General features: G+C 66.1%; 12 protein-coding genes. 7 read left to right on the top strand and 5 right to left on the bottom strand.

Annotated elements, in window-relative coordinates:
* Nucleotides 1-8 precede the first annotated feature (8 nt).
* The 3 genes from ccsB to OOZ48_RS12905 all read right to left on the bottom strand — a co-directional run bounded on the left by ccsB (nt 9) and on the right by OOZ48_RS12905 (nt 4,261).
* Entirely contained in the window at nt 9-1,367 is a 1,359-nt protein-coding gene (gene ccsB / locus OOZ48_RS12895) for a c-type cytochrome biogenesis protein CcsB (RefSeq protein ID WP_269498949.1), read from the bottom strand.
* A 5-nt stretch (nt 1,368-1,372) separates the two neighbouring features.
* The gene (locus OOZ48_RS12900) at nt 1,373-3,370 is read right to left on the bottom strand and encodes a cytochrome c biogenesis protein ResB (protein WP_269499149.1); all 1,998 of its coding nucleotides are present in this window, start codon (nt 3,368-3,370) and stop codon (nt 1,373-1,375) included.
* 198 nt (nt 3,371-3,568) lie between these two features.
* Nucleotides 3,569-4,261, bottom strand: coding sequence for a c-type cytochrome (locus OOZ48_RS12905; RefSeq protein ID WP_269498950.1), 693 nt, complete (start codon nt 4,259-4,261; stop codon nt 3,569-3,571).
* A 147-nt stretch (nt 4,262-4,408) separates the two neighbouring features.
* Between OOZ48_RS12905 and yihA the strand changes: the two genes are divergently transcribed.
* The gene (gene yihA, locus OOZ48_RS12910; RefSeq protein ID WP_269498951.1) at nt 4,409-5,032 is read left to right on the top strand and encodes a ribosome biogenesis GTP-binding protein YihA/YsxC; all 624 of its coding nucleotides are present in this window, start codon (nt 4,409-4,411) and stop codon (nt 5,030-5,032) included.
* Nucleotides 5,029-6,036, top strand: coding sequence for a porphobilinogen synthase (hemB, locus tag OOZ48_RS12915; protein WP_269498952.1), 1,008 nt, complete (start codon nt 5,029-5,031; stop codon nt 6,034-6,036). The genes yihA and hemB overlap by 4 nt, the downstream gene beginning before the upstream one ends.
* A gap of 30 nt (nt 6,037-6,066) precedes the next feature.
* Here the strand turns inward: hemB and OOZ48_RS12920 are convergent, their stop codons facing one another.
* A complete protein-coding gene (locus OOZ48_RS12920) occupies nt 6,067-7,200 on the bottom strand; it encodes a S1C family serine protease (RefSeq protein ID WP_269498954.1) in 1,134 nt (377 codons plus the stop codon).
* Between the two features lie 49 nt (nt 7,201-7,249).
* On the opposite strand from OOZ48_RS12920, the gene OOZ48_RS12925 reads away from it, so the two are divergent.
* Nucleotides 7,250-8,026: a Nif3-like dinuclear metal center hexameric protein gene (locus OOZ48_RS12925; protein ID WP_269498956.1), complete on the top strand. Its 777-nt coding sequence runs from the start codon at nt 7,250-7,252 to the stop codon at nt 8,024-8,026.
* Nucleotides 8,027-8,055: 29 nt separating this feature from the next.
* Here OOZ48_RS12925 and mscL read toward each other — a convergent pair whose 3' ends face one another.
* Nucleotides 8,056-8,508: a large conductance mechanosensitive channel protein MscL gene (gene mscL / locus OOZ48_RS12930; protein ID WP_269498958.1), complete on the bottom strand. Its 453-nt coding sequence runs from the start codon at nt 8,506-8,508 to the stop codon at nt 8,056-8,058.
* A gap of 124 nt (nt 8,509-8,632) precedes the next feature.
* On the opposite strand from mscL, the gene petA reads away from it, so the two are divergent.
* The 4 genes from petA (at nt 8,633) to OOZ48_RS12950 (ending at nt 12,416) form a co-directional block, all read left to right on the top strand.
* Complete coding sequence (gene petA, locus OOZ48_RS12935; protein ID WP_269498960.1) at nt 8,633-9,277, top strand: ubiquinol-cytochrome c reductase iron-sulfur subunit; 645 nt, start codon at nt 8,633-8,635, stop codon at nt 9,275-9,277.
* A gap of 47 nt (nt 9,278-9,324) precedes the next feature.
* A complete protein-coding gene (locus OOZ48_RS12940; protein ID WP_269498962.1) occupies nt 9,325-10,710 on the top strand; it encodes a cytochrome b in 1,386 nt (461 codons plus the stop codon).
* 26 nt (nt 10,711-10,736) lie between these two features.
* The gene (locus tag OOZ48_RS12945; RefSeq protein WP_269498965.1) at nt 10,737-11,585 is read left to right on the top strand and encodes a cytochrome c1; all 849 of its coding nucleotides are present in this window, start codon (nt 10,737-10,739) and stop codon (nt 11,583-11,585) included.
* A 222-nt stretch (nt 11,586-11,807) separates the two neighbouring features.
* Nucleotides 11,808-12,416, top strand: a complete 609-nt coding sequence (locus tag OOZ48_RS12950) for a glutathione S-transferase N-terminal domain-containing protein (RefSeq protein WP_269498967.1) — start codon at nt 11,808-11,810, stop codon at nt 12,414-12,416.

Below are 12,416 nucleotides of genomic sequence, written 5' to 3' on the forward strand. Positions count from 1 at the left end.
GGGGCGGCCTATAGTTCGCCGTACGAGTGCAGCCCCGACAGGAACATATTGACCCCCAGGAAGGCGAAGCTCGTCACCAGCAAGCCGCCCAGCGCCCAATACGCGGCCATGGTGCCGCGCAAGCCCTTCATCAGGCGCATGTGCAACCAGGCCGCATAGTTCAGCCAGACGATCAGCGCCCAGGTTTCCTTGGGATCCCATTGCCAGTACGTGCCCCAGGCATCGGCGGCCCATAGCGCCCCCAGGATGGTGGCCACGGTAAAGAACGCGAAGCCGACGGCAATGGCGCGATACATGATGTCGTCAAGGATCTCGAGCGGCGGCAGGCGGCGCGCGATCGGCGCGCGACAGGCGAGGATGCCGCCCACGATCAGGGCGCCGAGGCCAAAGTACAGCATCCAGGTGGCCGAGAGTTCGCGGGAGCCGAACATCATGGGTTCGGCGCACAGCACGGCGCCCAGGATGAAGACCGGTATCAAGCGCCGCCGCTGGACGGTCTGGCCATGCTCCTTGACCAGGTAGGCGAAACCCACCATCGCGGCCAGGCTGAAGGTGCCATAGCCGATGAAATTCGCCGGCACGTGCAGCTTCATCCACCAGCTCTTGAGGGCCGGCACCAAGGGCTGGATCTGATAGGCGTCGCGGGTGAACGAATACCACAGCAGGAACACGACCGCCGAGCTGATCACCAGCAGCACAAAGCCGCCCAGCGCGCGCGTCGCGTAGCGGCGCTCGTAATAGAGATAGAACAGGGCCGTGATCAGCGAAAACAGGACGAAGACCTCGTAGAGGTTGCTGACGGGAATATGGCCGATGTCCGGGCCCAGCAGGTGGCCTTCGCGCCAGCGCACCAACAGGCCGGTGACGCCCGCATAGACGGCGCTCCAGGTCAGCACCGTGCCCAGCCACGCCGCGGTGCGGCTGGCGAAACCGATCCAGTAGCTGATGGTGGCCAGGGCGAACAGGGCGCACATCCACAGGATGGCGGATTGCGAAGACAACAGGTACTGCAGGAGGAAATTCGTCTGGGCGCGCGACAGGTCGCCCTGCAGCAGCTCGCCGGTCGGACTGTAGAGCCAGATCGCCAGCAAAGCCGACAATCCGCTGGCGATCATCAGGGTGCGCAGCGGCCGCCACAGCCAGGCCATCCAGCTGAAGAGCCCGACCGCACCCACCAGAATGGCTTTTTCGTAATAATCCATGAACTGGCCGTAGCCGGTCAGCACATAAGCGGCGCCCGCGGCCAGCACGGCGAAGAACGCGATGTCGGTCCAGTCGGGACGGCCGCGCCGGCCACGACGGTCGCCGCTGGAGGACATGGTGTCCTCCCAGGTGGGCAGGTTCGAACGGACGACGGATTCAGTCATGATGATTACCCCTTGTCCCCGGGGCCATCGCCCTGGGCGAACCGGCGCTGCAAGGCGCCCTTGAGCCGCCGGAACTCATGGTCGAAGTCCAGCGTGCGCCGCTGGGACGTCATGGCGGCCAGCAATTCGCTGCCGCCCGACCCCGGACGGATCCACACCCAGACGCGGCGCTCACGGATGTAGAACATGGAAAACACCCCGATCACCAGCAGGATGCACCCCAGGTAGACGGTGGTCTTGCCCGGGCTGCGGGCCACCTGGAAGACGCTGGCCTGTACCTGGTCGAAGCCGCTGAGCTGCAGGGCCATCGGCGCCGGATAATCGGGCAGGCTGGTCAAGCCCAGGACCGCCAGGCGCATCCACTGGACCTCGCGCTCGCCATCGGCACCCTGGTAATCGACGGGCGGCTGGCCCGCCTGCCGGTGCATGGCATCACGCAATTCGGTGAGGCTGAGCTGGATCATCGGCACTGCGAAATTCAGGATTTTCTCGCGCTCGCCTTCCGGCGCAGATTCCAGTATGCCATTGAAACCGCGCTCGGAAAACGTCTGCAGGGCGCCGCGTGCCGCCTGGAACAGCAGCTGGCGCTGCTCGCCCTCGGGGGCGTTGCGTTCGGCGAACCCCCGCGCCGCCGCCTCGCGCAGGATCGGATCGGCCAAGGCCTGCCGCAGCCGCATGAACTCGCCCATGGTGCCCTGCGCGTCGGCCGGGATGCGCAGGTAGCGGTAGGGTTCGGATGCATTCGTGCGCATCCCCAGCAGGAACACCGGGAATCCGTCGATCTCGACCGGCAGCATGTAGTTGTTGAACTCGTGCGCCTGGCCGTCGGCGCCGATCACCTGGTACTGGACGCTGGGCCCGACATTGCGCAAGCCATCGTTGCGCGGGCGCGCGGCGCTGCCGGTAACGGCCGCGACGTGCTCGGCCATCCCCGAGGGCTGCGGCAGCGCCCCGTCGCCCATGTTCTCGACGTTGATCACCCGCAGGCTGGTGAAATCGACCTTCACGGCGGCCGCGCCCTTGCCCAGCGAGGTTTCCTGGCCGACGGTCCCCTCGACCTCGGTGGGCTCGCCCGTCCCCTTCAGGGGCCAGGCGCGCAGACGCAGCGTGCTGCCGCCGTCATCGAAACTGGACTGGTAGACGGTCACGCCCTTGTAGCGCAGGGGCTCGTTGACCCGGATCGTCTGTTCGAAGCGCTCGCCCGTCGCGAGATCGGTGACCTCGACGTCGCTGCGGAAATCGCTGGGCATCCCGGTCTCGTAGTAATCGACGTAAAAACGCTCGAGCCGCAACGAAAACGGCAACGGCTGCAGCAGCACGCCTTGGCCGTACGACACGATGCCCATGCTGCTTTGCTTGCCGTCGGGCACCAGCATATTCGCCCGGAAGCTGGGATTGCGTGCCGGCAGGCGCCCCGATTCAGGCACGTCGGCGATCAGCATGTTGTCGGTGATCGGATGTTTGTCCAGCAGCCAGGCCTGCAGGCGCACCGGCAGCTCGCTGTCCAGCAGCCCCCCCAGGCACACCACCACGATGGCGACGTGGGCAAAGATATAGCCCAGGCGATTGGCGCCGCCCTTTTTCGCGGCGACCATCAGGCTGTCGCCGTCCTCGCGGACGCGGTAGCGGAAGCCCTGTTCGCGCAGCAGCGCGCCGACCTTGCGGCCCGCCTGCGCCACATCGTCGTTCGCCTGCAGTTCGACCCGATGATGGAACGCGCGCAGGCTGGAGCCGCGCACATATTCCCGGAATGAGCGGGCATCGCGGATCATCTTGGGGGCATTGCGCAAGACGCACAAGGTGGTGGACACCACCAGGAACGCCATGATCAGCAGGAACCACCAGCTGTTGTAGATATGCCAGATGGAGAACCGGTCGAAGACCGCGAACCAGAAGGGGCCGAACTGGTCGACGTAGGTATTGGCGGCCTGGTTCTGAGGCAAGACCGTGCCGATCAGGCTGGCCACGCAAATGAAGACCAGGAGGCTGATGGCAAAGCGCATCGAACCCAGCAGTTCGATCACGTCCGCGCCTCGCACGCGAAAACTGGAAGACGGCGTCACGGCAATCCGATTCTGCAAAAAAAGGGAGGTGCGCTTGCGCGTGCCCCCCTCGATTTATATGTCAATCAAAAAACGATACATCGGATCGCGGCCGGCCCCTCCGATAACCCTGACCGCAATACGGAAACAGCCCCCTGTCTAGCGCAGGCCCGCGGCGTAATCCGCCACGGCGGCGATGTCCTTGTCGTTCATCCTGTCGGCGATGTCGTGCATGATGCCATTGGCACGGTCGCCGGCACGGAAAAGCTTGAGCTGGTCGACCAGGTATTCCGGGTGCTGTCCCGCCAGGCGCGGGAACTCGCCGGGGATCCCGGCGCCGTTGGCCCCGTGGCATGCGGCACAGGCCGGCACCTTGCGATCGACCAGGCCGGCGCGCCAGATATGCTGGCCGCGCTCCATCGTGTCCTCGTTGGTCGCCGTCGCGGCGGTGTCCGGGTTGAGCGGCTGCTGCGACAGGTACAGGGCGACGTTCTGGATATCCTCGGGCGTCATGCCGGCGGCGATGGCCGTCATGATCGAATCCGCGCCGTCATGGCCGCGCCGCACGGCGGGCTTGTCGTCCTTTTTCTGGAAATCGGCGAGCTGCTTGGCGAGGTACTCGTGCGGCATCGCCGCGAGATTGGGATTCATCGGGATGGTGCTGTTGCCGCCCTCACCGTGACAGGTCACACAGGCGAGCACGCCGCGCGCCGGGTCGCCCTTGACGAACAATTGCTCGCCGGCCGCTGCGTCGGGCCGGGCGACGCCCGCATCGGCCGCCAGGGCGCTGGAGACGCTGCCGGCGACAACCAGGCCGGCGGCCATGACCATTCTGGAGAGCATGCGATTCATGAAGTCCTCGATTGTTATTCGATCACGGCGCACCATGGCGCCACCATGCCCGCGCCGAGGATACTGCGTGCTTCGCGACAGACGGCGCAACAAGTTCAATTCGAAATTATACAATAGCCTTTGACCATTACTGAGACCGCCCCCGCCGTGTCCCTCCTGCATCGCGCCCGCTTCACGGTTTCGGCCGCCCGCCTCGAGCAATTGCCGCCGCCGACGACCGCCGAGGTCTGCTTCGCCGGGCGCTCGAACGCCGGCAAGTCCTCGGCGATCAACGTATTGACGAACCAGCGCCGGCTGGCGTTCTCCAGCAAGACGCCGGGCCGCACGCGGCTGATCAATCTGTTCGGCATTCCCGATCCGGTCGAGGACGGCGCCTGGCTGGGCTTCCTGGTCGACCTGCCGGGCTACGGCTACGCGGCGGTCGACAAGGCCGCGCGCGACGAGTGGGCCGAAGTGCTGGGCGGCTACCTGCACACGCGCAGCTCGCTGGCCGGCGTGGTGCTGCTGATCGACATCCGGCGCGGGGTGACCGACCTCGACCGGCGGCTGGCGCACTGGATCGGGATGCGCGGCCTGCCCACCCTGGCGCTGCTGACCAAGGCCGACAAGCTGCCCTACGGCCAGCGGCTGCGGGCCGTCGCCCAGGCGCGCAAGGACCTGGCCGAGATCGGCACCCTCAGCGCGCTGCCCTTTTCGGCCACCCACCGGATCGGCCTGGACGAGGCCGGTGCCCACATCGAAAACTGGATTTCACCCAAGGTCGTGCCATGACGAAATTCCTGCCCCATACCGAATTCCCCAACGTCCGTCTGCGCCGCAACCGGCGCGACGGGTTCTCGCGCCGACTGGTCCGCGAGAACGCCCTGACGGCCGACGACCTGATCTACCCGGTGTTCGTCTGCGAGGGCAGCAAGGTCCGCGATCCAGTGGCCTCGATGCCCGAGGTCGTGCGCCACTCGCCCGACGAACTACTGCGCACCGCCGAGGACTGCCTGGCCCTGGGCATCCCGGTGCTGGCCCTGTTCCCGCACATCGACCCGGCGCTCAAGACGCCCGACGGCGCCGAGGCCGCCAACCCCGACGGCCTGGTGCCGCGCACGGTGGCCCTGCTGAAATCCCGCTTTCCGGAACTGGGCGTGCTGACCGACGTGGCCCTGGACCCCTACACCAGCCACGGCCAAGACGGCCTCATCGACGAACACGGCCAGCTCCTGAACGAGGCCACGGTCGAGGTCCTGGTGCGCCAGGCGCTGACCCAGGCCCAGGCCGGCGTCGACATCGTCGCCCCCAGCGACATGATGGACGGCCGGATCGGCGCCGTGCGGCGCGCGCTCGACGCACAGGACCGCATCCACACGCGCATCATGGCCTACTCGGCCAAGTACGCCAGCGCCTTCTACGGTCCGTTCCGCGACGCGGTGGGCTCGGCGGCCAGCCTCGGCGCCGCCGACAAGGCGACCTACCAGATGGACCCCGCCAACCGGCTCGAGGCCCTGCGCGAGGTCGCCGCCGACATCCGCGAGGGTGCCGACATGGTGATGGTCAAGCCGGGCCTGCCCTACCTGGACGTGCTGCGCGAGGTCAAGGACGCCTTCGGCATGCCGACCTACGCCTACCAGGTCAGCGGCGAATACGCCATGATCAAGGCCGCGGCCGCCAACGGCTGGCTGGACCACGACAAGGTGATGATGGAGTCCCTGCTGGCCTTCAAGCGCGCGGGCGGCGACGGGATCCTGACGTATTTCGCCATGGCGGCGGCGCGCAAGCTGCGCTGAGAGCGCTGAGCCGCGCGGCAGGCGCCCTGGTCAGCGGCGCGGCGGACGCGGCGCCGAGGGACGCGCGCCGATCCTCACCTCGACCTCGATGTCGCGGCCGCCGCGCAGCAAGCCCAGGCGCACCGGCGTGCCCCGCGCCAGGGGCGCCAGCCGGTTGAGCAGATCGACCGAATCGCGCACGGGCTCGCCATCCAGGGTCCGCACGATATCCCCCACCTGGATGCCCGCCGCCGCGGCCGGCCCGCGCGGCAGCACGCGCGCCACGATCACCCCGGTCGCCTTGCGCAGGTGGAAGGCGCGCGCCAGGTCGGGCGTGACATCCTGGGGTTCCAGGCCCAGCCAGCCGCGCTGTACGCTGCCGTGCTGGATGATCTGATCGAGCACGTCGTGCGCCGCCGCGGCCGGGATCGCGAAGCCGATTCCCAACGAACCGCCGGTCTCGGAATAGATCGCCGTGTTGATCCCGACCAGCTCGCCGCGCGTATCGATCAGCGCACCGCCCGAGTTGCCGGGATTGATGGCCGCATCGGTCTGGATGAAATTTTCGTAGATGTTGATCCCGAGGCGGTTGCGGCCCAGCGCCGAGACGATGCCCATCGTGGTGGTCTGGCCGACGCCGAAGGGATTGCCGATGGCCAGCACCACGTCGCCCACGCGGACCTCGCGGCGCGGGCTGAAGGCGATCACCGGCAGGTCGGACAGGTCGACGCGCAGCACGGCCAGGTCGCTCTCGGGATCGGCGCCCACCAGCCGGGCCGGCGCCTGGCGGCCGTCGTGCAGGGCCACCCGGATGGCATCGGCCGACTCGATCACGTGGTGGTTGGTCAGGATGTATCCGTCGGCGCGCACGATCACGCCGGAGCCCAGGCTGGTCGAGGACTGCCGCTGGGTGAAGCCGGGCAATTGGCGCAACAGCTGCTCCAGGCCGGGATCGCCTGGCAGCGGGATCAGCGGCACGTCCTCATGCCGCTCGGTATAGATGTTCACCACGGCGGGCGCCGCGCGCTCGACGGCGGCGGCGTAGCTTTGCACGGCCGGCGCCGCCGCGCCGGGCGGGGGGGCCGCCCCCATCCCCAACCACTGGGGCCGCAAGGTCGAGACGATGAACAGGATGCCCAGGCACACTGTCACGGTCTGCGCGAAAATCAGCCACAATCGACGCATGGCATGCTGGCCGGCATCACGCCGGGAACTCGGATCGAAGGAAGAAGGAATGACACAGGTACCCCTGCACGAACTCGCGGCGTGGTTCGACGACACGCTGCAGGCCGGGCGATTCCGCGACTACTGCCCCAACGGCCTGCAGGTCGAGGGCCGCGGCGCCGTGGGCCGCATCATCGCCGGCGTCACCGCCTCGCAGGCGCTCATCGAGGCCGCCATCCGCGAAAAGGCCGACGCCATCCTGGTGCATCACGGCTGGTTCTGGAAAAACGAAGATCCCCGCGTCCGGGGCCCGAAGCGCACCCGCCTGGCGCTCATGCTGGAGCACGGACTGAGCCTGTTCGCCTACCACCTGCCGCTGGACGCCCATCCATTGCTGGGCAACAACGCCCAACTGGGGCGAGTCCTGGGGTGGACGCCGGACACCGATACGGCCGGGGCCCCGCGCCGTTGCGGACCCGACGAGCTGGTCTGGCTGGGCCGGCCGCGCGCGGCCATGCCGCTGGCGGAACTGGCCCGCGACGTGGGACGGCGCCTGGCGCGCGAGCCCTTGGTCGTCGGCGACGCGCAACGCCCGATCACACGCGTGGCCTGGTGCACGGGCGCGGCGCAAGGCATGATGGACGCCGCCGTCGAGGCCGGCGTCGACGCCTATCTGACAGGCGAGGTGTCCGAACAGACCGTCCACCTCGCGCGCGAGACCGGCGTGGCCTTCATCGGCGCGGGCCACCACGCCACCGAACGCTACGGCGTGCAGGCGCTGGGCGCAGCGGCCGCCGCGCAATTCGGCATCCGCTGCGATTTCGTGGACATCGACAACCCGGCCTGAAGGCGGCCGCGGACAGCGCGTGTCCGCGATCATTTCCTCAGCGAGTCGCGGATCTCGCGCAGCAGCAGGACATCCTCGGGCGTGGCCGGTGCGGCAGCTGGCGGCGGCGGGGCCTCGAAGCGGCGCCGGGCGTTGTTGACCGCCTTGACCATGATGAACACCACCAGGGCGAGCAACAGGAAATTGATGAACACCGTGAGAAAATGGCCCCAGGCGAACACCACGCCGCCGGCCTGGGTCAAGGCCTCGTGGGTCTGCGGTCCCGCATAGCCCTCGGGCATGCGCAGAATCAGGAACAGATTGTCGAAGTTGACCTCGCCGCCGAGGATGAAGCTGATGACCGGCATCACGAGGTCGTTGACGATCGAATCGATGATCTTGCCGAACGCGGCGCCGATGATCACACCGATCGCCAAGTCCATCATATTGCCCTTGATCGCGAATTCCTGGAATTCCTTGATGAAACCTCTTGCGTTGGCCATGCCACCTCCCTTCTTGGATTTCGCCCTACTTGGCGTAACGCTATAATACGCGGCTGAAGAGCCTTTTGCGCAAGCAGACATTTCAACGCAAAGCCCAGCGGGCACAGCAACCAGGGATACAAGAATGAGTCAGAACACGACACAGTCCGACGAACAGGGCGCGGTCGATCCGAACCTGCCACCCGATCCTTCCCGCCGATTCTGGGTCGCTTCGGCCTGTACCCTGGGCGGCGTGGCGGGTGTGGCAACGGCGGTTCCCTTCGTCGGTTCTTTTGCTCCTTCTGAAAAGGCCCGCGCGGCGGGCGCCCCCGTCGAGGCCGACATCTCGGGCCTCGCGCCGGGCCAGATGCTGACCGTGGAATGGCGCGGCAAGCCCGTCTGGATCGTGCGCCGCACGCAGGCCGAACTCGACGCCCTGCCCAAGCACGACGCCGAGCTCGCCGACCCGCAGTCCGAGCGCCCCGGCTATACCCCCGATTTCGCCAAAAACGAATACCGTTCCCGCAAGCCCGAGATCTTCGTCTGCATCGGCATCTGCACCCACCTGGGCTGCTCGCCCACCGCGCACTTCCAGCCCGGGCCGCAGCCCGGTCTGCCGGCCGACTGGCCCGGCGGCTGGTTCTGCCCCTGCCACGGATCCACCTTCGATCTGGCGGGACGGGTGTTCGCCAACAAACCGGCCCCCGACAACCTCGAAATCCCGCCCTACGTTTTCTCCGCCGACGGCACTCGCGTCACGATCGGCGTCGAAGAAAACGAACAGGCCTGATGACCCGCGGTCATCGTTCCGTGACACTGAGAAACTAGGAGCCATTCATGGCCGAGAAAAACGTCGAGACGACCGGATTGCTGGGTTGGGTGGATCGCCGATTCCCGCTGACCAGCATGATCAAGGAGCACATGTCCGAGTACTATGCTCCCAAGAATTTCAATTTCTGGTATTTCTTTGGATCGCTGGCGCTGCTGGTGCTGGTCATCCAGATCGTCACCGGCATCTTCCTGGTGATGAGCTACAAGCCCGACGCGCGCTTCGCGTTCGAATCCGTCGAGTACATCATGCGCGAGGTGCCGGGCGGCTGGTTCATCCGCTACATGCACTCGACCGGCGCGTCGATGTTCTTCGTGGTCGTCTACCTGCACATGCTGCGCGGCCTGTTCTACGGCTCCTACCGCAAGCCCCGCGAGCTGGTCTGGATCTTCGGCGTGGCGATCTTCCTGTGCCTGATGGGCGAGGCGTTCTTCGGCTATCTGCTGCCCTGGGGCCAGATGTCCTACTGGGGCGCCCAGGTGATCGTGAACCTGTTCTCGGCCATCCCCTTCATCGGCCCCGAACTGTCGCTGTGGATCCGCGGTGACTACGTGGTCTCCGACGCCACCCTCAACCGCTTCTTCGCCTTCCACGTGATCGCCATCCCGCTGGTGCTGATCGGCCTGGTCGTGGCGCACATCCTCGCCCTGCACGAGGTGGGCTCCAACAACCCCGACGGCGTCGAAATCAAGCAAGGCCCCAAGGACAAATACGGCCGTCCGGTCGACGGCATCCCGTTCCACCCCTACTACTCCGTGCACGACATGGTGGGCGTGGCCGGATTCCTCATCGTGTTCGCCGCGATCATTTTCTTCGGCCCCGAGATGGGCGGCTACTTCCTCGAATACAACAACTTCATCCCGGCCGATCCGCTCAAGACCCCGCCGCACATCGCGCCGGTCTGGTACTTCACGCCGTTCTATACGATGCTGCGCGCCACCACCAGCGACTTTACGTGGGTGCTGGCCGCCGCCGCCTTGATCGCGGCCGTGGCCTTGTTCATCAAGGGCCGCCTGCCCGGCATCTGGCGCGTGATCGTCCCGGTCATCCTGCTGGCCGTCGCCGTGCTGCTCAAGGTCTTCGACGCCAAGTTCTGGGGTGTCGTGTCCATGGGCGGTGCCGTCGTGATCCTGTTCTTCCTGCCGTGGCTCGACCACTCGCCGGTCAAGTCCATCCGCTACCGTCCGAACTGGCACAAGGTGCTGTACGCGATCTTCATCATCAATTTCCTGATCCTGGGCTGGCTGGGCACGCAGCCGGTCACCCCGACCTACACCCTCATGGGCCAAGTCGGGACGGTCATCTACCTGGCGTTCTTCCTGCTGATGCCCGTCTGGAGCCGCCTGGGCACCTTCAAGCCGGTGCCCGACCGCGTCACGTTCCACGCCCACTAAGGCCATCACCACGTTACGGAAAGATCATGATCAAAAAATTGCTCGGTGCCCTGGCCCTGTCCCTGACCTGCGCGATGGCCGTCGCGGCCGAAGGCGGGGTGCACCTGGATCGCGCCCCGGACCGCATCAACGACCTGGCCGCGCTGCAAAACGGCGCCAAACTCTTCGTCAACTACTGTCTGAACTGCCACAGCGCCAACTCCATGCGCTACAACAAGCTCACCGACCTGGGGCTGACAGAGGACGACATCAAGAAAAACCTGCTGTTCACCGCCGACAAGGTGGGCGAACTCATGACCATCGCCATGACACCCGAGGACGGCAAGAAATGGTTCGGCACCACGCCGCCCGACCTGTCGGTGATCGCGCGCGCCAAGAGCACGACCATGGGTCCGTCCGGCGTGGACTACATCTACACCTACCTGCGCACCTTCTATCGCGACGCCTCCAAAAAGACCGGCTGGGACAACACCACCTTCCCCAGCGTGGCGATGCCCAACGTGCTCTGGGAACTCGAGGGCCCGCGCAGCATGACGCGCATCGCGGTCCATGAGGTCACCGCCGACGACGGCTCCACGCAGTGGACGCGCACGACCCAGACCTTCGACCCCGAGGGCTTCTCGACCGTCAAGGACGAGGCGCTCAAGGACTACCATGGCGGCCCGTCCGAAAAGATCACCTTCCATACCGATGATCCCAAGCAGTTCAGCGCCTTCGAGAGCAACGTCGCCGACATCAGCAATTTCCTGGGCTGGATGGCCGAACCCAACCAGCTCCTGCGCAAGCAGATCGGCGTATGGGTCATGCTGTTCCTGTTCCTCTTCCTGTTTGTCGCCATACGCATGAATGCGTCATACTGGAAGCATGTCAGGTAGATCCCGCGCCCTCCGGGGCGCGTGACCGGCCTGGCGGATGGAATGGGCGTGTCATGCGCCTGTTCCGTTTTTCAGGGGTCGCACCGCACGTTCCCGTCGAAGGCTCGATGGAAACCATCTCCTGAAGGGGATGATCGGTCGCCGTAGCGGTGCAGCCCCGTTCTTGCCGCTCCGCCCGCTCACGGGTGCGGATTGAAACATCTTTGCATTGGAACCCACGACATGATGGTGCTCTATTCCGGAACGACCTGCCCCTTTTCCCAACGCTGCCGCTTCGTGTTGTTTGAAAAGGGCATGGATTTCGAGATCCGCGACATCGACCTGTACAACAAGCCCGAGGACATCGCCGTGATGAATCCGTACGGACAGGTTCCCATCCTCGTCGAGCGCGACCTGATCCTGTACGAATCCAACATCATCAACGAATACATCGACGAGCGCTTCCCGCATCCGCAGCTGATGCCGGCCGACCCCATCATGCGGGCGCGCACCCGGCTGTTCCTGTACAACTTCGAAAAAGAGCTGTTCGTCCACGTCTCGGTGCTCGAGAACCGCAACCCGGTCGAGGCCAAGGCCCGCGAGGCCGCACGCAACAACATCCGCGACCGCCTGTCCCAGCTCGCCCCGCTGCTGGTCAAGAACAAATACATGCTGGGCGACGAATTCTCGATGCTCGACGTGGCCATCGCCCCGCTGCTGTGGCGCCTCGACCACTACGAGATCGAACTGCCCAAGAGCGCCGCGCCCATCCAGAAATACGCCGAGCGCCTGTTCTCACGCCCGGCCTACATCGAGTCGCTGACCCCGTCTGAAAAGGTCATGCGGCGCTGA

It is taken from the genome of Castellaniella sp. S9 (assembly GCF_027257175.1).
Classification (GTDB): Bacteria; Pseudomonadota; Gammaproteobacteria; order Burkholderiales; family Burkholderiaceae_B; genus Castellaniella.

What these genes read in the sequence shown, in the direction of transcription:
- OOZ48_RS12925 (WP_269498956.1), top strand. Translation starts at nt 7,250, where the DNA reads ATGACACAGGTACCCCTGCACGAACTCGCGGCGTGGTTCGACGACACG.
- OOZ48_RS12900 (WP_269499149.1), bottom strand. Translation starts at nt 3,370, where the DNA reads ATGCGCTTTGCCATCAGCCTCCTGGTCTTCATTTGCGTGGCCAGCCTG.
- mscL (WP_269498958.1), bottom strand. Translation starts at nt 8,508, where the DNA reads ATGGCCAACGCAAGAGGTTTCATCAAGGAATTCCAGGAATTCGCGATC.
- hemB (WP_269498952.1), top strand. Translation starts at nt 5,029, where the DNA reads ATGACGAAATTCCTGCCCCATACCGAATTCCCCAACGTCCGTCTGCGC.
- ccsB (WP_269498949.1), bottom strand. Translation starts at nt 1,367, where the DNA reads ATGACTGAATCCGTCGTCCGTTCGAACCTGCCCACCTGGGAGGACACC.
- OOZ48_RS12945 (WP_269498965.1), top strand. Translation starts at nt 10,737, where the DNA reads ATGATCAAAAAATTGCTCGGTGCCCTGGCCCTGTCCCTGACCTGCGCG.
- OOZ48_RS12905 (WP_269498950.1), bottom strand. Translation starts at nt 4,261, where the DNA reads ATGAATCGCATGCTCTCCAGAATGGTCATGGCCGCCGGCCTGGTTGTC.
- OOZ48_RS12920 (WP_269498954.1), bottom strand. Translation starts at nt 7,200, where the DNA reads ATGCGTCGATTGTGGCTGATTTTCGCGCAGACCGTGACAGTGTGCCTG.
- OOZ48_RS12950 (WP_269498967.1), top strand. Translation starts at nt 11,808, where the DNA reads ATGATGGTGCTCTATTCCGGAACGACCTGCCCCTTTTCCCAACGCTGC.
- OOZ48_RS12940 (WP_269498962.1), top strand. Translation starts at nt 9,325, where the DNA reads ATGGCCGAGAAAAACGTCGAGACGACCGGATTGCTGGGTTGGGTGGAT.
- petA (WP_269498960.1), top strand. Translation starts at nt 8,633, where the DNA reads ATGAGTCAGAACACGACACAGTCCGACGAACAGGGCGCGGTCGATCCG.